This window comes from Streptomyces sp. NPDC041968 (genome assembly GCF_055589025.1).
Map to the genome: position 1 here is coordinate 612,605 of NZ_JBVJCB010000001.1, position 19,134 is coordinate 631,738.

Annotated in this window: 22 protein-coding genes; 13 read left to right on the plus strand and 9 right to left on the minus strand. The window is 73.1% G+C overall.

Features of this window, described 5'->3' with window-relative positions; genetic code table 11:
* Positions 1 to 8: 8 nt before the first annotated feature.
* Both ACZ6EG_RS02845 and ACZ6EG_RS02850 read left to right on the plus strand, forming a co-directional pair.
* On the plus strand, positions 9 to 1,217 hold the full coding sequence (locus tag ACZ6EG_RS02845; RefSeq protein WP_391967849.1) for an alpha/beta hydrolase family protein: 1,209 nt from the start codon (positions 9 to 11) through the stop codon (positions 1,215 to 1,217).
* A 75-nt stretch (positions 1,218 to 1,292) separates the two neighbouring features.
* On the plus strand, positions 1,293 to 2,147 hold the full coding sequence (locus ACZ6EG_RS02850) for a DUF4429 domain-containing protein (protein ID WP_469600967.1): 855 nt from the start codon (positions 1,293 to 1,295) through the stop codon (positions 2,145 to 2,147).
* Positions 2,148 to 2,154: 7 nt separating this feature from the next.
* On the opposite strand, the gene ACZ6EG_RS02855 is transcribed toward ACZ6EG_RS02850, so the two are convergent.
* Positions 2,155 to 3,171, minus strand: a complete 1,017-nt coding sequence (locus ACZ6EG_RS02855) for an aldo/keto reductase (protein ID WP_469600970.1) — start codon at positions 3,169 to 3,171, stop codon at positions 2,155 to 2,157.
* Positions 3,168 to 3,653, minus strand: a complete 486-nt coding sequence (locus ACZ6EG_RS02860; protein ID WP_356603041.1) for a MerR family transcriptional regulator — start codon at positions 3,651 to 3,653, stop codon at positions 3,168 to 3,170. Before ACZ6EG_RS02860 ends, ACZ6EG_RS02855 begins: the two co-directional genes overlap by 4 nt.
* A 113-nt stretch (positions 3,654 to 3,766) precedes the next feature.
* Here ACZ6EG_RS02860 and ACZ6EG_RS02865 point away from each other — a divergent pair, with 113 nt between their 5' ends.
* Positions 3,767 to 4,234, plus strand: coding sequence for a GNAT family N-acetyltransferase (locus ACZ6EG_RS02865; RefSeq protein WP_391967852.1), 468 nt, complete (start codon positions 3,767 to 3,769; stop codon positions 4,232 to 4,234).
* 19 nt (positions 4,235 to 4,253) lie between these two features.
* Entirely contained in the window at positions 4,254 to 5,069 is an 816-nt protein-coding gene (locus tag ACZ6EG_RS02870; protein WP_469600975.1) for a serine hydrolase domain-containing protein, read from the plus strand.
* On the opposite strand, the gene ACZ6EG_RS02875 is transcribed toward ACZ6EG_RS02870, so the two are convergent.
* Positions 5,066 to 5,716 carry a pirin family protein gene (locus tag ACZ6EG_RS02875; protein WP_391968283.1) on the minus strand — a complete coding sequence of 217 codons (651 nt, stop codon included), beginning with the start codon at positions 5,714 to 5,716 and terminating at the stop codon, positions 5,066 to 5,068. The two genes, ACZ6EG_RS02870 and ACZ6EG_RS02875, sit on opposite strands and share 4 nt — an antisense overlap.
* A gap of 62 nt (positions 5,717 to 5,778) precedes the next feature.
* Between ACZ6EG_RS02875 and fasR the strand changes: the two genes are divergently transcribed.
* The 5 genes from fasR to ACZ6EG_RS02900 all read left to right on the plus strand — a co-directional run bounded on the left by fasR (position 5,779) and on the right by ACZ6EG_RS02900 (position 10,780).
* Positions 5,779 to 6,984: a fatty acid biosynthesis transcriptional regulator FasR gene (fasR, locus tag ACZ6EG_RS02880; RefSeq protein ID WP_356603047.1), complete on the plus strand. Its 1,206-nt coding sequence runs from the start codon at positions 5,779 to 5,781 to the stop codon at positions 6,982 to 6,984.
* Positions 6,985 to 7,073: 89 nt separating this feature from the next.
* Positions 7,074 to 8,003, plus strand: coding sequence for an ACP S-malonyltransferase (locus tag ACZ6EG_RS02885; protein WP_356603049.1), 930 nt, complete (start codon positions 7,074 to 7,076; stop codon positions 8,001 to 8,003).
* A 16-nt stretch (positions 8,004 to 8,019) separates the two neighbouring features.
* Complete coding sequence (locus ACZ6EG_RS02890) at positions 8,020 to 9,051, plus strand: ketoacyl-ACP synthase III (protein WP_356603051.1); 1,032 nt, start codon at positions 8,020 to 8,022, stop codon at positions 9,049 to 9,051.
* Between the two features lie 103 nt (positions 9,052 to 9,154).
* The gene (locus ACZ6EG_RS02895) at positions 9,155 to 9,403 is read left to right on the plus strand and encodes an acyl carrier protein (RefSeq protein ID WP_053130192.1); all 249 of its coding nucleotides are present in this window, start codon (positions 9,155 to 9,157) and stop codon (positions 9,401 to 9,403) included.
* Positions 9,404 to 9,490: 87 nt separating this feature from the next.
* Entirely contained in the window at positions 9,491 to 10,780 is a 1,290-nt protein-coding gene (locus tag ACZ6EG_RS02900; RefSeq protein WP_391967854.1) for a beta-ketoacyl-[acyl-carrier-protein] synthase family protein, read from the plus strand.
* A gap of 75 nt (positions 10,781 to 10,855) precedes the next feature.
* Here the strand turns inward: ACZ6EG_RS02900 and ACZ6EG_RS02905 are convergent, their stop codons facing one another.
* A complete protein-coding gene (locus ACZ6EG_RS02905) occupies positions 10,856 to 11,350 on the minus strand; it encodes a DUF3145 domain-containing protein (protein WP_391967855.1) in 495 nt (164 codons plus the stop codon).
* Between the two features lie 257 nt (positions 11,351 to 11,607).
* Between ACZ6EG_RS02905 and ACZ6EG_RS02910 the strand changes: the two genes are divergently transcribed.
* Both ACZ6EG_RS02910 and ACZ6EG_RS02915 read left to right on the plus strand, forming a co-directional pair.
* Complete coding sequence (locus tag ACZ6EG_RS02910; RefSeq protein WP_391967856.1) at positions 11,608 to 12,522, plus strand: SGNH/GDSL hydrolase family protein; 915 nt, start codon at positions 11,608 to 11,610, stop codon at positions 12,520 to 12,522.
* A 37-nt stretch (positions 12,523 to 12,559) separates the two neighbouring features.
* On the plus strand, positions 12,560 to 13,540 hold the full coding sequence (locus ACZ6EG_RS02915; RefSeq protein WP_391967857.1) for an aldose epimerase family protein: 981 nt from the start codon (positions 12,560 to 12,562) through the stop codon (positions 13,538 to 13,540).
* A gap of 96 nt (positions 13,541 to 13,636) precedes the next feature.
* Here ACZ6EG_RS02915 and ACZ6EG_RS02920 read toward each other — a convergent pair whose 3' ends face one another.
* On the minus strand, positions 13,637 to 13,762 hold the full coding sequence (locus ACZ6EG_RS02920; protein ID WP_391967858.1) for a hypothetical protein: 126 nt from the start codon (positions 13,760 to 13,762) through the stop codon (positions 13,637 to 13,639).
* 127 nt (positions 13,763 to 13,889) lie between these two features.
* Between ACZ6EG_RS02920 and ACZ6EG_RS02925 the strand changes: the two genes are divergently transcribed.
* Entirely contained in the window at positions 13,890 to 15,170 is a 1,281-nt protein-coding gene (locus ACZ6EG_RS02925; protein WP_469600984.1) for a pyroglutamyl-peptidase I, read from the plus strand.
* Here ACZ6EG_RS02925 and ACZ6EG_RS02930 read toward each other — a convergent pair.
* From ACZ6EG_RS02930 to ACZ6EG_RS02940, 3 genes are all read right to left on the minus strand, one after another.
* Positions 15,142 to 15,966, minus strand: a complete 825-nt coding sequence (locus ACZ6EG_RS02930; protein WP_391967860.1) for an EI24 domain-containing protein — start codon at positions 15,964 to 15,966, stop codon at positions 15,142 to 15,144. The genes ACZ6EG_RS02925 and ACZ6EG_RS02930 overlap by 29 nt on opposite strands.
* A 108-nt stretch (positions 15,967 to 16,074) precedes the next feature.
* Entirely contained in the window at positions 16,075 to 16,494 is a 420-nt protein-coding gene (locus ACZ6EG_RS02935; protein ID WP_053130225.1) for an organic hydroperoxide resistance protein, read from the minus strand.
* A 159-nt stretch (positions 16,495 to 16,653) separates the two neighbouring features.
* Positions 16,654 to 17,676: an NADP-dependent oxidoreductase gene (locus ACZ6EG_RS02940; RefSeq protein ID WP_469600989.1), complete on the minus strand. Its 1,023-nt coding sequence runs from the start codon at positions 17,674 to 17,676 to the stop codon at positions 16,654 to 16,656.
* 107 nt (positions 17,677 to 17,783) lie between these two features.
* Here ACZ6EG_RS02940 and ACZ6EG_RS02945 point away from each other — a divergent pair, with 107 nt between their 5' ends.
* Positions 17,784 to 18,224, plus strand: a complete 441-nt coding sequence (locus tag ACZ6EG_RS02945; RefSeq protein ID WP_391967861.1) for a MarR family winged helix-turn-helix transcriptional regulator — start codon at positions 17,784 to 17,786, stop codon at positions 18,222 to 18,224.
* 119 nt (positions 18,225 to 18,343) lie between these two features.
* On the opposite strand, the gene ACZ6EG_RS02950 is transcribed toward ACZ6EG_RS02945, so the two are convergent.
* Positions 18,344 to 19,117, minus strand: a complete 774-nt coding sequence (locus ACZ6EG_RS02950) for an SCO2400 family protein (RefSeq protein ID WP_469600992.1) — start codon at positions 19,115 to 19,117, stop codon at positions 18,344 to 18,346.
* Positions 19,118 to 19,134 lie beyond the last annotated feature (17 nt).

The window sequence follows — 19,134 nt, forward strand, 5'->3', positions numbered from 1 at the left end:
TCCTCCCAGTGACTTCCTTCGACACCTCCCCGCAGCTGAACGTCTGGCGCGCACTGCTCGCCCTGGCCGTGGTGTTCGTGATGCTGGCGACCACCGGCTGGACCGCCCTGCGCAACCAGCGGGGCCCCACGGCCCTCGAGGCGTCGGTCACGGCCTGGGAGCACGGCCGGATCGACGGGCGCCGGCTGCCCGACGCGCAGGCGTCCCCCGCCCGGCTGGCCCGCTTCTTCGCCTCGCTCACCGAGTGGCAGCGCACCAGCCTCGCCCGCCGCTACTCCCTGGCCGTCGGCAACATGAACGGCGCCCCCGTCGACCTGCGCTACCTCGCCAACCGCGCGGCGCTGCGCAAGGCCCGCGCCGTGGAGCGGCTGCGCATGCACGACAAGCGCCTGTCGCTGTCGGGCCAGCACGAGGCCGGCCGGCGTGTGCGCCAGTACGAGGCGCTGCTCCACCGCGACCGGCACATCCTCGCCTTCGATCCGGCGGGTGCGGGCAAGGTCGCCGAGGTCTTCGGCGACCTCGGCCGCGCCGAGCGCGTGTCGGTCGTCGTGCCCGGCGTCGACACCGAGCTGCTCACCTTCCAGCGCACCCATCGCAAGTACTCGGCGCCCGTCGGCATGGCCGAGTCGCTCCACACGGCCGAGCGCGCGGCGAGCCCCGGCACCCGCACGGCCGTGATCGCCTGGGCCGACTACACCTCCCCCAGCGGTCTCGGCATGGAGGCGGCCACGGCGATCCGAGCCCAGCACGGGGCCGCCCGGCTGAACGCGCTGCTGCGGGCGCTGCCCGGCCGGGCCCCCGTCTCGCTGTTCTGCCACAGCTACGGCTCGGTGGTGTGCGGTGTCGCCGCCGACGCGCTGCCCCGCCGGGTGACCGACATCGCGGTGGCCGGCAGCCCCGGCATGCGCGTCGAGACGGCCGCCCAGCTGCACACCTCGGCCCGGGTGTGGGCGATGCGGGACGCGGACGACTGGATCCAGGACGTGCCGTACCTGGAGGTCGGCGGCCTCGGGCACGGCGCCGATCCGGTGTCCCCGGCGTTCGGGGCGCGGCTCCTGTCCGCGCGGGGCGCCCAGGGGCACAGCGGCTACTTCGTGCCGGGCACGGAGAGCCTCAGGAACTTCGCACAGATCGGCGTTGGCGCATACCCCACGGTCGCCTGCGCCGGCGAGAACGACACATGCCGGGCGGATTTGTCCGCGACGGCGGCGGCCTGACGCGCGTAGAGGCGCAGATACTCCGGTTTGCACGGGGAGGGGACGGAAGAGCTCGTGCCGCATACGATGAGCCGCATGGGTGACGTACTGGCCGGATTTCATGCCGCCTGGGAGTTCGAGTCCGACTCCGTGCTCATCCGCTACGAACGGGGGATTCGGACGCCCAAGCTGTTCCAGGCCCTCGGGGAACGCCGTGTCCCCGTCGAGGCGATCGCCGGGGTGACGCTCACGCCCGGCCGGCGGGGCACCGTCGTGCTGCGCATCGAGCTGCGCCCGGGCGCCGACCCGCTGATGGAGGCGGCGGCCGGGCAGCTGAAGGAGAGCGGTGACCCGTACCGGCTCGTCCTGCCGGCCGAGCGGGAGACGCTCGCGGAGTACTACGCCGACGAACTGCGCGCACTGCTGACCGGGTCCGACGAGACCGAGCGGTACCTCGTCGCGGCGCCCGAGGCGCCGCTGCACTTCAAGGCGTACGACGGGAAGGCGTCCTTCGACGGCAAGGCGGTGTCCTTCCGCTGGTCCTGGACGGGCGCCTCGTCGGCGAAGTGGAAGGCCGGCGACCAGAACTTCCCGGTCACCGAGCTGGGCGGCGTGGAGTGGCGGTCCCCCGAGGCCTTCGAGGGGTACCTGCGGCTGCTGCCGAGGGAGCCCGCGCCCGTCGCCCCGCAGGCCGACCAGGACCCCGCCTCGGTCGTCTTCGGGCTCGGGTACGGGCCGGTGCACGAATCGCTGCCGTTCGCCGCCGCGGTGCTGGCGGCGGTGCGGGAACGGGGCGGGGGCGCCCCGGTGCCGGTGCCGGTCCCGGCGCCCCGGCGCGACCCCGCGGACATCGCCGAGCGGATCCGGCACCTGGGTGAGCTGCACCAGCAGGGACTGGTCACGGACGAGGAGTTCTCCTCGAAGAAGGCCGAGCTGCTGGCGGAGCTGTGACGCCGCTCTACTCCCGTCCGGCGGACGTGAACGTCATGTCCGCGTACCGGTCGCCCGCGACCTTCCCCGCGATCGGCTCCAGCACCGCCAGTTCCTCCTCGGTGAGGACGATCCGCGTCGCGCCCGTGTTCTCCGCCACCCGGGCCGGCCTGCGCGTCCCCGGGATCGGGATCACCGGCAGGCCGTGCACCCGCGCCTGCTGCTGGACCCAGGCCAGGGCGATCTGGCCGAGGGTGGCGTCGTGGGCCCCGGCGACCGTGCGGACGGGGTCGAGGAGGGCCGCGTTGGCCGCCGCGTTGTCGCCGGTGAAGCGGGGCTGCTGACGGCGGAAGTCGCCGTCCGTGAGGTCGCGGTCGGCGTGGACGAAGGAGCCGGTGAGGAAGCCCCGGCCGAGCGGCGAGTACGGCACCAGGGCCACGCCCAGCTCGCGGGCGGCCGGCACCACGCCCGCCTCGATGTCCCGGCTGAACAGCGACCACTCCGACTGCACGGCGGCGATCGGATGCACCGCCTGCGCGGCGCGCAGTTCCTCCCCCGTCACCTCGCTCAGCCCGAGGTGCTTGACCTTGCCCTCGCGGACGAGGTCGGCCATGACGGCGACGGTCTCCTCGATCGGCACGTTCACGTCGCGCCGGTGCATGTAGTAGAGGTCGATGACGTCGACGTCCAGCCGCCGCAGACTCGCCTCGACCGCCTGGCGGACGTACGGCGCGTCATTGCGGATGATCCGCTTCGTCGGGTCGTCCGGCGGGATCGACAGGGCGAACTTGGTCGCGATGACGACCTCGTCGCGGTGCGCCTTGAAGAACGGCGACAGGAACCGCTCGTTGTCGCCCGCCCCGTACGCGTCCGCCGTGTCGTAGAGCGTGACGCCCAGCTCCAGCGCCCGCTCCAGGGTCGCCCGCGACGCGTCGGCGTCCACGGGGCCGTAGGCGAAGCTCATGCCCATGCAGCCCAGGCCCTGGACGCCCACCAGCGGGCCTCCGTCGCCGAGCCGTACCGTCGGGATGCTGCTGTCGGTCATCGGGTCGTCTCCGTTCCGCGGGCGCGTCCGGCGTCCCCGTAGAAGCTGATCTTGCGGTCGAGTACGGCGAGGGTGTCCTGCAGCTCGGCGATGCGCGTCAGCACGTCGCGGCGCGTGGACTCCAAGAGTTCCCGCCGGTCGTGGTAGGTGCCCTCGCCCTCACGCACCAGCTCCGCGTACCGGACCATGTCGGCGACCGGCATGCCGGTCATGCGCAGCTTGCCGACGAAGTCCAGCCAGTCCAGGTCGCGGTTGCTGTAGCGGCGCTGGCCGGTGTGCGAGCGGTCGATGTGGGACATCAGCCCGATCCGCTCGTACCAGCGCAGCGTGTGGGCCGTCAGGCCGGTGAAGGCGACGACCTCGCTGATGGTGTAGCGGTCCTGCCCGTCGGGGCGTGGGTGGCGCGGGGGCGGGGCGGAGCAGATGTCCGTTCTGGTGGCGTGCGGCGCGGGCGTCCCGGCCGTGGTCTGCATCACCGTCATGGGTTCCACGCTATGACCTTGGAGTGCACTCCAGGCAAGCGCCCGCGGGGAGAAGGCGGTGGCGGTGGGAAAAGGGCGGGACAGCCGGCGGGGCGGGTCACTAGCGTGCGGGCATGAGTCCCGTACGCCGTGCCGTGGCCGCCGACGCGGCCGAAGTGCTCCGCCTGCGTCAGGTGATGCTGGACGCGGTGGGCCGCCCGCCGTCCACCGACTGGCACGCCGACTCCCTGCCGACGCTGCGGGCGCGGCTCGCCGACCCGGACGGGGAGTTCGCCGCGTTCGTCGTCGACCACCCGGAGCGGCCGGACGCGCTGGCGGCGCTGGTGGTGGGCACGGTGGAGTACCGGATCGGGCGGGCCGGCAATCCGCGGGGGCTGACCGGGTACGTCTTCAGCGTCGCCACGGACCCCGGGGCGCGGCGTCGCGGTTACGCCCGCGCGTGCATGGAGGAGCTGCTGGAGTGGTTCCGCGAGCGGGGCGCCGGCCACGTCATGCTCAACGCCTCGCCGGAGGCCGAGCCGCTGTACGCGTCGATGGGGTTCACCCGGGACCCGGACCCCTCCATGCGGCTGCACCTGTGACCCGCTTAGGCTCACGGGCATGTCCTTGAAGAGCCTCGCGTCGATCGAGAACTGGCCCGTCCCCACCGCCGCGGCGGGTGCCGTACGCGCCGACGGCACGATCCTGGGCACCCACGGCCCCCTCGCGCACCGCTTCGCCCTCGCCTCCGTCACCAAGCCGCTCGCGGCGTACGCGGCGCTGGTCGCGTACGAGGAGGGCGCGGTCGAACTCGACGAGCCCGCAGGACCGCCCGGGTCGACGGTCCGCCACCTGCTGGCGCACACCTCCGGGCTGGCCTTCGACGAGCACCGGGTGACCGCCCCGCCCGGGGAGCGGCGGCTGTACTCCAACGCCGGTTTCGAGCAGCTCGGCGACCACATCGCGAAGGCGGCGGACATGCCGTTCGCCGAGTACGCACGCCAGGCGGTGCTGGAGCCGCTGGGCATGACGTCCACGACCCTGGACGGCTCTCCGGCGAAGGACGGCGTGTCCACGGTGGAGGACCTGCTCCGCTTCGCCGCCGAGGTCCAGGCCCCGCGCCTGCTGGACCCGCGCACGGTCGCCGAGGCGATGACGGTGCAGTACCCGGGCCGCAAGGGCGTGCTGCCGGGCTACGGCCACCAGAACCCCAACGACTGGGGCCTCGGCTTCGAGATCCGCGACGGGAAGTCCCCCCACTGGACGGGCGCCTCGTCCTCCCCCCGCACCTTCGGCCACTTCGGCCAGTCGGGCACGTTCCTGTGGATCGACCCGGACGCCGGACTCGCCTGCGTGGCCCTGACCGACCGCGCCTTCGGCCCGTGGGCGGTCGAGGCGTGGCCGGTGTTCACGGACGCGGTGCTGGCCGAGGCCTAGGCCATCTCCCAGACCAGCACCTCGGCCGGCGTCACCGCCACCGCGTCCACCCCTTCGGCGCCGGTGAGGCGGGCCGCGTCGCCCGCGTCGAGCTGCTCGGCGTCCAGGCGTACGGAACCCCGCACCACGTGCACGTACACGTACGCCCCGTCCGGCACCGCCGTCCGCTCCCCCGCTGCCAGGCGGCGGACGTGGAGCATCGCGCCGGCCTCCGGGACGGCGTACGGGGTGGAGTCGGCGATGCCGCGGACGATCTCGTAGGCGGGTTCGCCGCCGGGGGTGAGCGGGGCCAGCCACATCTGGACGAAGGTCAGGGGCGCGGGGCCGTCGTTGCGCTCGACGTGGCGGACGCCGGCCGCGGAGCTGAGGCGCTGGACGTCGCCGGCGCGGACGACCGTCTCGTGGCCGGCGGTGTCGCGGTGGGTCAGTTCGCCCTCGACCACCCACGTGACGATCTCGGTGTGGCTGTGCGGGTGCTCGTCGAAGCCGGCGCCGGGGGCGAGACGCTCCTCGTTGCAGGCGAGCAGAGCGCCGAAGCGGAGGTTGTCCGGGTCGTAGTGGGGGCCGAAGGAGAAGGCGTGGCGGGAGACGATCCCGGCTGCCGGATCACCGCCCGGGAAGCGCTCGTCGGCGCGGCGTACGTCCATCACGTCGTTCACCGTAGCCCCGGCGGCACACCCGCCCGTCCCGATAAGGCAGTCTTGTCCCCGTGCCCGAACCCGAAACCGGCAAGCCCGACGCCCCCACCCGGCCCGTCCACTCGCACACCGCGACCCTGAAGCGGCTGGAGCAGTCCGCCGGATCGCTCGCCGCGCAGGCCATCGCGCGGATGGACGAGACACTGCCGTGGTACCGGGCCATGCCACCGGAGAACCGTTCCTGGATCGGGCTGGTCGCCCAGGCGGGCATCGCCGCCTTCACCGAGTGGTTCCGGCACCCGGACGCCCCGCAGGCCATCTCCACCGACGTCTTCGGCACCGCGCCGCGCGAGCTGACCCGGGCCATCACGCTGCGGCAGACCGTGGAGATGGTGCGGACGACGATCGAGGTCATGGAGTCCGCGATCGACGAGGTCGCCGCTCCCGGGGACGAGTCGGTCCTGCGCGAGGCGCTGCTGGTGTACGCCCGGGAGATCGCCTTCGCGACCGCCCAGGTCTACGCGCAGGCCGCCGAGGCACGCGGTGCCTGGGACGCGCGGCTGGAGTCGCTGGTCGTGAACGCCGTGCTCAGCGGCGAGGCCGACGAGGGAGCCGTGTCGCGGGCCGCCGCCCTCGGGTGGAACTCGCCCGAGCACGTGTGCGTCGTGCTGGGCACCGCCCCCGACGGCGACTCCGAGCTGACCGTGGAGGCCATCCGGCGCGCGGCCCGGCACGCCAAGCTCCAGGTGCTGACCGGGGTGCTCGGGGACCGGCTGGTGGTGATCGCGGGGGGCAGCGACAACCCGCTCGCGGTGGCCAAGTCGCTGATCGGGCCGTTCGCCCAGGGCGCGGTCGTGGCCGGTCCCGTGGTGCCGGACCTGCTGGCCGCGACCCGGTCCGCGCAGGCCGCCGCGGCCGGGCTCAAGGCGTGCACCGCCTGGCAGGACGCTCCGCGCCCCGTGCTGGCCGACGATCTGCTGCCGGAGCGCGCCATCGCCTCCGACCCCTCGGCCCGCGAGCAGTTGGTGGAGGAGATCTACAGACCGCTGGAGGAGGCCGGTGCAGCCCTGCTCGAGACGCTCAGCGTCTATCTCGAACAGGCGAGCAGTCTCGAAGGCGCCGCCCGGATGCTCTTCGTTCACCCGAACACCGTGCGCTACCGGCTCCGACGTGTGACTGACGTCACCGGATGGTCACCCTCTGATGTACGGTCTGCGTTCACACTGCGGATCGCGCTCATCCTGGGGCGTCTGGCCGATGGAGATCCGCAACTCTAAGCTTTTGTCGGGGGTCCACAAAACCCCCTCCCGTTCTTCGTCCCTGTCCCCACGGGCGGCCGTGGCCGTCCTCAAGAGAGAGTGTGAGAGTGCTCGTACTCGTCGCTCCCGGCCAGGGCGCCCAGACGCCCGGCTTCCTGACTGACTGGCTCGCCCTGCCCGGCGCCGCTGACCGCGTCGCCGCCTGGTCCGACGCCATTGGACTCGATCTCGCCCACTACGGCACCAAGGCCGACGCGGACGAGATCCGAGACACGTCCGTGGCACAGCCGCTGCTCGTCGCGGCCGGAATCCTCTCGGCCGCGGCACTCGGTGACATCGCCGACCTCGCGCCCGGCGCCGTCGCGGGCCACAGCGTCGGCGAGTTCACGGCCGCCGCGTTCGCGGGCGTCCTCGACGACACGGCCGCGGTGTCCCTCGTACGCCGTCGGGGCCTGGCGATGGCCGAGGCCGCCGCCGTCACCGAGACCGGCATGTCCGCGCTGCTCGGCGGCGACCCCGAGGTGAGCGTCGCGCACCTGGAGAAGCTCGGTCTGACCCCGGCGAACATGAACGGCGCGGGTCAGATCGTGGCCGCCGGCACCATGGAGCAGCTGGCCGCGCTGAGCGAGGACAAGCCCGAGGGCGTGCGCAAGGTCGTCGCGCTGAAGGTGGCCGGCGCCTTCCACACGCAGCACATGGCGCCCGCCGTCGACAAGCTCGCGGAGGCCGCGAAGGCGCTGACGCCGGCCGACCCCAAGGTGACGTACGTCTCCAACAAGGACGGGCGGGCCGTCGCCTCCGGTGCCGAGGTGCTGGAGCGGCTGGTCGGCCAGGTCGCCAACCCGGTCCGCTGGGACCGGTGCATGGAGACGTTCCAGGAGCTGGGCGTCACCGCGCTGATCGAGGTGTGCCCGGGTGGCACGCTCACCGGGCTGGCCAAGCGCGCGCTGCCGGGCGTGAAGACGCTGGCCCTGAAGTCCCCCGCCGATCTCGACGCGGCCCGCGAGCTCGTCGCCGAGCACGCCCAGCAGGCCTGACAAGGAGCGCGAGAGCATGTCGAAGATCAAGCCCAGCAAGGGCGCCCCGTACGCGCGCATCCTCGGCGTCGGCGGTTACCGCCCGACGCGGGTCGTGCCGAACGAGGTGATCCTCGAGAAGATCGACTCGTCCGACGAGTGGATCCGCTCGCGCTCCGGCATCGAGACGCGGCACTGGGCGTCGCCCGAGGAGACCGTCGCGGCGATGTCGATCGAGGCCTCCGGCAAGGCCATCGCGGACGCCGGGATCGCCGCCTCGCAGATCGGCGCGGTGGTCGTCTCGACCGTGTCGCACTTCAGCCAGACCCCGGCCGTCGCGACCGAGATCGCGGACAAGCTGGGCACGGACAAGGCCGCCGCCTTCGACATCTCGGCGGGCTGCGCGGGATTCGGCTACGGCCTGACCCTCGCCAAGGGCATGGTCGTCGAGGGCTCGGCGGAGTACGTCCTGGTCATCGGCGTGGAGCGGCTCTCCGACCTGACCGACCTGGAGGACCGGGCCACGGCCTTCCTCTTCGGCGACGGCGCGGGCGCGGTCGTGGTCGGCCCCTCCCAGGAGCCGGCGATCGGCCCGACCGTCTGGGGCTCGGAGGGCGACAAGTCCGAGACGATCAAGCAGACGGTCTCCTGGGACCGGTTCGCGATCGGCGACGTCTCGGAACTGCCCCTCGACAGCGAGGGCAACGTGAAGTTTCCTGCGATCACGCAGGAGGGCCAGGCGGTGTTCCGCTGGGCCGTGTTCGAGATGGCGAAGGTCGCCCAGCAGGCGCTGGACGCGGCCGGGATCAGCCCGGACGACCTGGACGTCTTCATCCCGCACCAGGCCAACGTGCGGATCATCGACTCGATGGTGAAGACACTGAAGCTGCCGGAGCACGTCATGGTCGCCCGTGACATCCGCACCACCGGCAACACCTCGGCCGCCTCGATCCCGCTCGCGATGGAGCGGCTCCTGGCGACCGGCGAGGCGAAGAGCGGCGACACCGCGCTCGTCATCGGTTTCGGGGCGGGTCTCGTCTACGCCGCGACGGTCGTTACCCTCCCCTAGGCACTCCGTGCCGGATCATCCGGTCCGGGACGGAGACCAGCACCAACCCGCCGCCGACGCGGCGGGCCGCCACACCCTATGGAAACTACGAAGGAGCGCCATCATGGCCGCCACTCAGGAAGAGATCGTCGCCGGTCTCGCCGAGATCGTGAACGAGATCGCCGGCATCCCGGTTGAGGACGTCCAGCTGGACAAGTCCTTCACCGACGACCTGGACGTCGACTCGCTGTCCATGGTCGAGGTCGTCGTCGCCGCCGAAGAGCGCTTCGACGTCAAGATCCCGGACGAGGACGTCAAGAACCTCAAGACGGTCGGCGACGCGACCAACTACATCCTCAAGAACCAGGGCTGATCGACCGATCACGTCCCTGGGCTGACTGCCCCGCCACCCGGCGGTGGCGCCGTACGAATCCCGTATCCCGTTGGAGAAAGAATTCCCGTGAGCTCGACCAATCGCACCGTGGTCGTCACCGGTATCGGCGCAACCACACCGCTGGGTGGCGACGCAGCCTCTACCTGGGAAGGCCTGGTCGCCGGCAAGTCCGGCGTCAAGCCCCTGGAGCAGGAGTGGGCCGCCGACCAGGCGGTCCGCATCGCCGCACCGGTCGCCGTGGACCCCTCCGAGGTCATCCCGCGGCCCCAGGCCCGCCGTCTGGACCGCTCGGCCCAGTTCGCGCTGATCGCGGCGCAGGAGGCCTGGAAGGACGCCGGTTACTCCGGCAAGGCGGGCGAGAGCCCCGCCGAGGAGGGGGCGGCCCAGGTCGACCCCGACCGTCTCGGCGCGGTCATCGCCTCCGGCATCGGTGGCGTGACGACCCTCCTCGACCAGTACGACGTGCTGAAGGAGAAGGGCGTCCGCCGTGTCTCCCCGCACACCGTCCCCATGCTGATGCCCAACGGCCCCTCCGCCAACGTGGGCCTGGCCGTGGGCGCCCGGGCGGGCGTGCACACGCCCGTCTCCGCCTGCGCGTCGGGTGCCGAGGCCATCGGCTACGCCATCGAGATGATCCGTACCGGCCGCGCCGACGTCGTCGTCGCGGGTGGCACGGAGGCCGCGATCCACCCGCTGCCCATCGCCGCGTTCGGCAACATGATGGCGATGTCCAAGAACAACGACGACCCGCAGGGCGCCTCGCGTCCCTTCGACACGGGCCGTGACGGCTTCGTCCTCGGTGAAGGCGCCGGCGTCCTCGTCCTGGAGTCCGCCGAGCACGCCGAGGCACGCGGTGCCCGCGTCTACGCGGAGGCGGTCGGCCAGGGCATCTCCGCCGACAGCCACGACATCGTGCAGCCGGAGCCGGAGGGCCGCGGCATCTCGCACGCCCTGCAGAACCTGCTGGACCGCACCGACCTGGACCCGACCGAGATCGTGCACGTCAACGCGCACGCCACCTCGACGCCGGCCGGTGACATCGCCGAGCTGAAGGCGCTGCGCAAGGTCCTCGGCGACGACGTGGACCACATTGCGGTCTCCGGCACCAAGTCGATGACCGGTCACCTCCTCGGTGGTGCCGGCGGCGTCGAGTCCGTCGCGACCGTGCTCGCCCTGTACCACCGGGTGGCCCCGCCGACCATCAACGTCGAGAACCTCGACCCCGAGGCCGAGGCCGCGGCGGACATCGTCCGCGGCGAGGCCCGCAAGCTGCCCGTCGAGGGCCGGATCGCCGCGCTGAACGACTCGTTCGGTTTCGGCGGACACAACGTGGTGCTGGCCTTCCGCACGGTCTGAGCCGTACCCGTACGCAGCTGAAGGGCCCCCACCGGTCGGTGGGGGCCCTTCAGCTGCGTACGGGTACGGCGGCGGTCAGACCACCTGGTGGAGCCAGCGGACCGGGGCGCCCTCGCCCGCGTGGCGGAAGGACTCCAGTTCGTCGTCCCAGGGCTTGCCGAGGAGTTTCGCGATGTCGGACTCCAGGTCGGTCTCGCCGCTCCGGGAGCGGACCAGGGCGGCGCGCAGCCGGTCCTCGGGGACGAGGATGTCGCCGTGGATGCCGGTGACGGCGTGGAAGATGCCGAGGTCGGGGGTGCAGCTGTAGCGCTCGCCCTCCGCGTTCGCGGACGGTTCGGCGGTGACCTCGAAGCGCAGCAGCTGCCAGCCGCGCAGCGCGGAGGCGAGCTGGGAGGCGGTGCCGGCCCGGCCCTGCCAGGAGAACTCCGAGCGCCAGGTGCCGGGCGCGGCGGGCTGCCGGATCCAGTCCAGGCTCACGCGCGTACCGAGCACCCCGGCGACGGCCCACTCGACGTGCGGGCACAGCGCGCGCGGCGCGGAGTGCACGTACAGAACTCCACGTGTCGTCACCGGAACCTCCGGGCTGAGCGGGACATCTCGGAACGGGCGGAACGGCTGTGGCCGGGCGGGCCACGTTGAGGCCGAGGCTACCGTGCGCCGGGGCGCGGAGTGTGACGTACCGTCGGTCCCGGTGCCGACAAACCCCAGGTATTCACCCAGTAGGACGCTTGTACGGGTGTGAGCCGTTGCATCGCCGCTCGCGGGAACCCCCGCGCGGTGTCATGGGTTGAGGACACTGGAAGCACGAGGCGAGGGGTGGGAGCCGCATGGTTCAGGGGTCGGAGCAGGGTGCGCGGCGTGTCCGTCGCCGTTCGCGTGCCGCGCTCGCCGTGCTGACGGCCGCCGTCCTGGGCGTGACGGGCTGCGACGCCGTGGGTGGCGACGCCTCCCCCGGCCCGTCCGCCTCGGCCTCGAAGCGGACGAGTCCGGCCCCGGTCTGGGACACCAGCCCGGCGTCGGTCGCCGCCGTGGGGGACTCCATCACGCGCGGCTTCGACGCCTGCACGGTCCTGTCCGACTGTCCCGAGGTCTCGTGGGCGACCGGCAGCAGTGCCGAGGTCGACAGCCTCGCGGTGCGGCTGCTCGGGCAGGCCGGGGCGGCCGGGCGGAGTTGGAACTACGCGGTCACCGGGTCCCGGATGGAGGACCTGCCCGGGCAGATGACGCGGGCGGCGGCGCGCAGGCCGCAGCTCGTCGCGGTGATGGTCGGGGCGAACGACGCCTGCCGCGCCACCACCTCGGCGATGACCCCGGTGGCGGACTTCCGGGACCGGTTCGAGGAGGCCATGGCCACCCTGCGCGCGAAGCTGCCGAAGGCCCAGGTGTACGTGGCGAGCATCCCGGACCTCAAGCGGCTGTGGTCCGAGGGGCGCACCAACCCGCTGGGCAAGCAGGTGTGGAAGCTGGGCCTGTGCCCCTCGATGCTGGGCGACGCGGACGCCCTGGACGCGGCGGCGACGCAGCGCCGCAACACCGTGCGGGACCGGGTGCGGGCCTACAACGACGTGCTGCGGGACGTCTGCGCGAAGGACCGCCGGTGCCGCACCGACGGCGGTGCGGTGCACCAATTCCGGTTCGGCACCGACCAGTTGAGCCGCTGGGACTGGTTCCACCCGAGCGTGAGCGGCCAGGCCCGGCTGGCGGAGATCGCGTACCGCGCGGTGACCGCGAAGAAGCCCTGAAACCGCCCTGACCTGCGGGTGTCCTAGAGTTCCGCACATGAGCGAACTCTTCGGCACACTTTCCGACGGCACCCCCGTCCACCGCTGGACCCTGGAGCGGGCCGGAGTACGGGTCCGGGTCCTGTCGTACGGCGGGATCGTGCAGTCGGCCGAGGTCCCGGACCGGGACGGCCACACCGCCGACGTGGTGCTGGGGTTCGCGGACCTGGACGGCTATCTGGCCCACCCGGGGCCGTACTTGGGCGCGCTCGTCGGGCGGTACGCCAACCGGATCGCGGGCGGCCGTTTCCCGCTGGACGGGCGGACGTACACGACGGTGCGCAACGAGGGGCCGAACTCGCTGCACGGCGGCGAGCGGGGCTTCGACCAGCGTGTGTGGGACGTGGAGCCCGTCGGGGACGGCGGACACGGCGTCCGGCTCAGCCGGGTCAGCCCGGACGGCGAGGAGGGCTTCCCCGGCCGGGTGGAGATCTCGGTGACGTACACGCTGGACGGGTCGGGCGCGCTGCGGATCGCCTACGAGGCGGTGACGGACGCGCCGACCGTGCTGAACCCGACCAACCACAGCTACTTCAACCTCGCCGGCTCCGGCCACGCGGGCGGCCACGAGCTGCGGCTGGACGCCTCCCGGATCACGCCGGTCGACGCCGCGCTGATCCCGACGGGCGAACTGCGGGACGTGACGGGCACGCGCTTCGACTTCCGGCGGGCGCGCGAGGTCGGTTCGGGCTTCGACCACAACTTCGTCCTGGACAAGGGGGTGACGGACACGGCCGTGGAGGTCGCCGAGCTGTCCGACCCGGTGTCGGGGCGGGTGCTCACGGTGTCGACGACCGAGCCGGGCCTCCAGCTCTACACCGCCGACCACCTGGGCGAGCCCTTCGCGCCCGGCGCGGGCGTCGCGCTGGAGACGCAGCACTTCCCGGACTCCCCGAACCGGCCGGAGTTCCCCGGCACGGTGCTGCGGCCGGGTGAGGTGTTCCGCTCGGAGACGGTGTACGGCTTCTCGGCGCGGTGACCCGTGCCCGCGGGCCGGCCCGGCGAGCCCCGGCCCGGCCGTCAGGTTCCGGGCCGGGGCTGTCCGCGGGGGGACGCCGTCTGGAGGCGTCCCGGTTCAGACGGTAATCGTCGCGGTGATCCGACGGTCCTCGATCGAGCGTCCGCTCACGAGTTCGTACGAACCCTTCACAAACGCCCACGAGCCGGTCGCCCCGTCCACGACCTCGGCGTCGGTGGACATGCCGGGCACCTTCGGGGCTTCCTCGCCCTCCTCGGCGAGGTCGTGCCGTAGCGCACGCCCCTTCCGTCACGCGATACTGCCGCCGTCCGGCAGCGCACCCCACGGCGACGGAAGGACCTGGACTCCCTTGACACACCTACGCGTTCGGACCGGCGTACTCGGACTGGCCCTGGTGGCGGGGCTGGTGGCCCCGGCGACGGCCACGGCGGCTCCCCCGGCCCCCTCCCCCGCCTCCGCCCCCACCGTCGAGGAACGGCGCCTCGACGGGGAGGTGCCCCGCGAGATCCTGCGGCGCTCCGGGTTCGCCGGGGTGGCGCCGGCGTTCGCCCGCGGGCTCGACCGGGCGGACTCCTACCGGGAGGCCCGCTGGGTCGTCGCCCGCGAGGGCACCGCGCTGTGGCGGCGGGCCGTGGACCGGGCGCAGGGGCGCGGGCCGGCGCGCGGGGACCTCAGCCGGGACGACGACCGCCCGCTGTACTGGGCGCGCCTCGGGATGACGCGGGAACTGCGCGCCTGGGCGCCCGGCTTCCGGCTGTCCGAGGGGCGGCGGGCGGCGCTGCTCGACGTGCTGGAGCAGGCCTCCCGCGGCCAGAGCGACCTGCGGCTGCCCCGCGGTGAGCGGGACGAGGGCACCAGGCGGGTCCTGCTGACCGGCTTCGACCCCTTCACCCTCGACCGTGACATCCGGATCTCCAACCCCTCCGGCGCCGCCGCGCTCGCCCTGGACGGCACGGTGATCGACACACCGGACGGGCCCGCGCGCGTGGAGACGGCCGTGTTCCCGGTGCGCTGGCGGGACTTCGCCGAGGGGGCGGTGGAGCGGGCGCTGCGGCCGCACCTGCCGCGGGTGGACCTGTTCACGACCGTGAGCCAGGGGCGGGTCGGGCGCTTCGACGTGGAGCGGACCAACGGGGCCTGGCGGGGCGGTTTCGCGGACAACGAGAACGTCTCCCGCACGGAGACGGTGCCCGTCGCCGACCCCGCCACGCAGCCGCAGTGGACGACGACCACGCTGCCCTACGGGGCGATCACGGCCGCGGACACCGGGCGCTTCCCCGTGTACGACAACACGAGTGTGACCGAGATTCCGGCGGGCGCCACCGAGCCGGTCGTACGGCCCGAGGGGCCCACGCCCGGGTCGACGGCCCGCGCGGGGGGCGGCGGGGACTACCTGTCCAACGAGATCGCCTACCGGGCGACGCTGCTGCGGGACCGGCTCGGCCTGCACGCCACGCTGCCGGGCGGGCACGTGCACACCCCGGTGCTTCAGTTCGGCGCCGGGAACACCGATCCGGCGACCGGGGCGGTCACCGATCCCGCGTTCGTGCGCAACCGGCTGGACATCGTGGCGCAGGTGCGGGCGATCGTGGCCGCGGCGGTCAGTGCGCCGGGGCCGGACCGGGGCTGACCGCCGGGTCCGTGGAGCCGCCGTCGGAGCGGTCGCCGTCGCCGTCGCGGGTCTCCTCGCCCAGCAGCTCGCGGGCGAGGAGGGTGGCGCCGGCGACCGCGCCCGGCATCAGGAAGACCGCGACGAACGGCACCAGGAAGGCCACGCCGAGCGGCGTGCCGAAGCCCCAGACCAGCCTCTTGCGGGAGCGCAGGAGGACAAGGCGGTCACGGAGTCGGACCCCGCGGCGCTGGAGGGCGACGGAGGTCAGTTCCTCGGTGAGGAAGAAGCCGGTGACGAAGAAGCCGATCACCGGGACCACCGTCTGCCCGATGAGCGGGATGAAGCCGAGGGCGAAGAGCAGCACGCCCCATCCGAGGGCGCGGACGAGGATCCGGAGGCTGTCGCGGCCCGAGATCCACAGCTCGCGCATCAGCGGCAGGTTCGACTCGGGGGTGGTGCCGTCCGGGGAGACGTCGCGGTCGACCCGCTCGGAGAGGCTCTCGTAGAACGGCTGGCCCACCAGCAGCGTGACGGCGGTGAAGGTGAGGACGGCCAGCAGCAGGGCGAGGGCGAACAGGACGGCGGTGAGGAAGCCGCGGAAGAGTCCGGGCCAGGGGCTGGACCAGTCGTCGGCGAAGGGGGTCGCCCAGGCCACGAAGTCGGTGCCCCACAGGGCCAGTCCGACCAGTGCCGCCGCGTACAGGACCATGGTGATCAGACCCGGCAGGAGGCCGAAGCCGTAGCTCCTGCCGTGCCGGGCCACCCATCGCTGGCCCTTCATCAGATGACCGAAACCCGCCCCGAGATCGCGCATGGGCGGAACTCTACCGGGCACCGTCACACCGGCCCGGGGGACGGCCCGGAGGCCGCACCCCGTGGTCCCGGGTCGGGCCTTCGGCCCGTCCGTGCCGGACGGCCCCGGTCAGACGAGCGTCACCGTGATGTTGCCGCGGGTCGCCTTCGAGTAGGGGCAGACCTGGTGGGCCTTCTCCACCAGCGACCGCGCGGTGGCGGCGTCCACGGACGGGATCTCGGCGGAGATCTCGACGATGATGCCGAACCCGTCGTCGTTCTTGCCGATGCCGACCTTCGCGGTGACGGTCGAACCGGTGACGTCGGCGCCCTCCTGGCGGGCCACGACGGCGAGCGCGCCCTGGAAGCAGGCGCTGTACCCGGCGGCGAAGAGCTGCTCCGGGTTGGTGCCGGCGCCGCTGCCGCCCATCTCCTTGGGCGGGTTCACGACCACGTCGAGCTTGCCGTCATCGGTGGCCACCCGGCCGTCACGGCCGTTCTCGGCGGTGGCTACGGCGGTGTAGAGGACCTCGGACTGCTGAATCGGCATTGCGGTTGTCTTCCTCCTCGGTCCGCCGTGACTCGCGCCCACGATCACGACGGATTTCGGAAAGACGCTACCGCATGCCGGAAAGTCCGGGAAGGGCACTCCCGCGCGAGGCCGGCGCCGGGTGCCCGTCGCCGGCCTCGGGGGCCTCGCTCGGGGGCCTCAGAGCTTGACGATCATCTTGCCGGTGTTGTCGCCGCGCAGGACGCCGAGGAAGGCCTCCAGGTTGTTCTCGATGCCCTCGACGACCGTCTCGCGGTACTTGAGCTCACCGGAGGCGACCCAGGGGCCGACCTCCTGGACGAACTGCGGCTGGAGGTCGTAGTGGTCGCCGACCAGGAAGCCCTCGATCCGGCCGCGGGTCTGGATGAGACGGGCGAGGTTCTTCGGGCCCGGGGCGGGCTGGGTGTTGTTGTAGACGGAGATCGCGCCGCAGATCGCGATGCGGCCGTCCCGGTTGAGGGACCCGATGGCCGCCTCCAGGTGATCGCCGCCCACGTTGTCGAAGTAGACGTCGACCCCGTCCGGGGCGGCGGTGCGCAGCTGCTCGCTCACCGGGCCGTCCTTGTAGTTGAAGGCGGCGTCGAAGCCGTACTCGTCGACGAGCAGCTTCACCTTCTCGTCGGAGCCGGCGGAGCCGATGACCCGGGAGGCGCCCTTGAGCTTCGCGATCTGGCCCACCTGGCTGCCGACGGCACCGGCGGCGCCGGAGACGAACACCGAGTCGCCCTCCTTGAAGGCGGCGGTGCGCAGCAGACCGGCGTACGCGGTGAGCCCCGTCATGCCGAGCACACCGAGGTACGTCGACAGCGGCGCCGCCTGCGGGTCCACCTTGACCGCGTTCCTCGCGTCCACGGCGGCGTACTCGCGCCAGGCGAAGAAGTGCAGGACGTGGTCGCCCACGGCGAGGCCCTCGGCGTTGGAGGCGACGACCTCGCCGACCGCGCCGCCCTGCATGGGCTTGCCCAGCTCGTAGGGGGCGACGTAGGACTTGGCGGCGCTCATGCGGCCGCGCATGTACGGGTCGACGGAGACGTACAGGTTGCGCACCAGGACCTGGCCCTCGCCCGGGGTGGGCAGCTCCGCCTCGACGAGGGCGAAGTCCTCGGGCTTGGGCCAGCCGACCGGGCGGCTGAGCAGGTGCCATTCGCGGTTGACGGTGGGGAGGGCGGGGGAGTCGGTCATGAGGGCGCCTTTCCGGTGGTCGGGGATCACAGGCGATGTTTCAGCCTCTGAAACAACCATGCGTCTGAACATTTCACCTTGTCAAACAAATGGGTACCCTGGTTTCCATGGCCACACCACGCGACACCGCCCGCCGACCCGACGCGCTCACCCTGGAAGTCGTCGAGCTGATCGGCGAGGTCGTGGCCCGTTTCCACGCCGACTACGAGGAGGCGGCCGCCGAACGCGCCCTGACCGGGGCGCAGGCCAAGCTGCTCAGCCTGCTGTCGCTGGAGCCGCTGCCGATGCGGAAGCTGGCCCAGAAGCTGAAGTGCGAGCCGTCGAACGTCACGGGGATCGTGGACCGGCTGGAGGCGCGGGGCCTGGTCGAGCGCCGCCCCGACCCCGCCGACCGGCGCGTGAAGGTCGCGGCGGCGACGGAGGAGGGCCGCCGGGTGGCACGGGGCCTGCGCGAGTCCCTGCGCTTCGCCCGGGAGCCGCTGGCGGGACTGTCGGACGGGGAACGGATCGCTCTGCGGGACGCGCTGCGGAGGATGCTGCGGGACTGAGCGGGGGGCGCGCGTTCACGGAGGCCGACGCACGGCGCGCGGCGGTGGTCGCCGGTGACCGGCGCCGCCGGGACGCCCGTTCGGCGGCGGAGGGCGGCGCGGTCCCAGGGCGTGAGCCCCTAGGTGCACCACCACAGGAAGCGGTCGCACGTCTCCGTCGGGGTCGGGGCCGGGGTCGTCGGTGCCGGGGTGGGGGTCGCGGCCGGGGGCGGGTCGTTCGGGGCCGAGGACGGGGGCGGCGTGTTCTCCGGCTCCGGGGGCGTGGGCGCGGACGGGTCCTCTTCCGTGTCCGGCGTCCGCGGGTTCTCCGCCCGGGGGGACCCCGACGACGACTCCGACTCCGATGCCGACGCCGAGGCCGAGGAGGAGGAAGAGGAAGAGGCTTCGGGGGACGGCGTGCCCGAGGGGGGCGTCGTTCCCGACGTGCCGTCGACCGGTGCGGCCGAGGTCTCGCCCACCTCGCGGGTCACCCCGCCGTCCGTCGTCTCGTCCCCGGCGGCCGCCGGTGTCGCCGGGGAGCCCGGGGCGTCCAGGCCGAGTTCCGCGAGGCTCAGACCGCCGGCCGCCAGGACGAATCCCGCGGCGACGAACAGGGTCCGGCGACGTCGGCGGCGGTGGGCGGCGGCCTTGCGGTCGCGGCGGCCGGCCCGGCCGCCGGTGAAGGCGTCGTCCGGGGTGCCGTCGGGGGTGCCGGCCGACGGGTCCGTCTCCTCGGCGGCCGGCGGTACGGGCGCCGTGTGCCGCGCGTACCCCGGGGCCTCCGCGGGACCCGCGTACGGCGTCCGCACCGGCAAGTGGGGCTCGGGCGGGTGGAGTTCACCGGCAGGGGTGCCGCACCCCGGGCAGGCGAGGGCGCCGTTGAGGTGCCGTCGGCACGGGAGGCAGTAGTCCATGACGCGGGAAGGTTAAG

Excerpts from the sequence above, each read along its gene's own strand:
- ACZ6EG_RS02895 (WP_053130192.1), top strand. The coding sequence starts at position 9,155 with ATGGCCGCCACTCAGGAAGAGATCGTCGCCGGTCTCGCCGAGATCGTG.
- ACZ6EG_RS02910 (WP_391967856.1), top strand. The coding sequence starts at position 11,608 with ATGGTTCAGGGGTCGGAGCAGGGTGCGCGGCGTGTCCGTCGCCGTTCG.
- ACZ6EG_RS02875 (WP_391968283.1), bottom strand. The coding sequence starts at position 5,716 with ATGGACGTACGCCGCGCCGACGAGCGCTTCCCGGGCGGTGATCCGGCA.
- ACZ6EG_RS02855 (WP_469600970.1), bottom strand. The coding sequence starts at position 3,171 with ATGACCGACAGCAGCATCCCGACGGTACGGCTCGGCGACGGAGGCCCG.
- ACZ6EG_RS02870 (WP_469600975.1), top strand. The coding sequence starts at position 4,254 with ATGTCCTTGAAGAGCCTCGCGTCGATCGAGAACTGGCCCGTCCCCACC.
- ACZ6EG_RS02890 (WP_356603051.1), top strand. The coding sequence starts at position 8,020 with ATGTCGAAGATCAAGCCCAGCAAGGGCGCCCCGTACGCGCGCATCCTC.
- ACZ6EG_RS02935 (WP_053130225.1), bottom strand. The coding sequence starts at position 16,494 with ATGCCGATTCAGCAGTCCGAGGTCCTCTACACCGCCGTAGCCACCGCC.
- ACZ6EG_RS02850 (WP_469600967.1), top strand. The coding sequence starts at position 1,293 with ATGGGTGACGTACTGGCCGGATTTCATGCCGCCTGGGAGTTCGAGTCC.
- ACZ6EG_RS02915 (WP_391967857.1), top strand. The coding sequence starts at position 12,560 with ATGAGCGAACTCTTCGGCACACTTTCCGACGGCACCCCCGTCCACCGC.
- ACZ6EG_RS02940 (WP_469600989.1), bottom strand. The coding sequence starts at position 17,676 with ATGACCGACTCCCCCGCCCTCCCCACCGTCAACCGCGAATGGCACCTG.
- ACZ6EG_RS02860 (WP_356603041.1), bottom strand. The coding sequence starts at position 3,653 with ATGACGGTGATGCAGACCACGGCCGGGACGCCCGCGCCGCACGCCACC.
- ACZ6EG_RS02865 (WP_391967852.1), top strand. The coding sequence starts at position 3,767 with ATGAGTCCCGTACGCCGTGCCGTGGCCGCCGACGCGGCCGAAGTGCTC.
- ACZ6EG_RS02930 (WP_391967860.1), bottom strand. The coding sequence starts at position 15,966 with ATGCGCGATCTCGGGGCGGGTTTCGGTCATCTGATGAAGGGCCAGCGA.
- ACZ6EG_RS02945 (WP_391967861.1), top strand. The coding sequence starts at position 17,784 with ATGGCCACACCACGCGACACCGCCCGCCGACCCGACGCGCTCACCCTG.
- ACZ6EG_RS02950 (WP_469600992.1), bottom strand. The coding sequence starts at position 19,117 with ATGGACTACTGCCTCCCGTGCCGACGGCACCTCAACGGCGCCCTCGCC.
- ACZ6EG_RS02920 (WP_391967858.1), bottom strand. The coding sequence starts at position 13,762 with ATGTCCACCGACGCCGAGGTCGTGGACGGGGCGACCGGCTCGTGGGCG.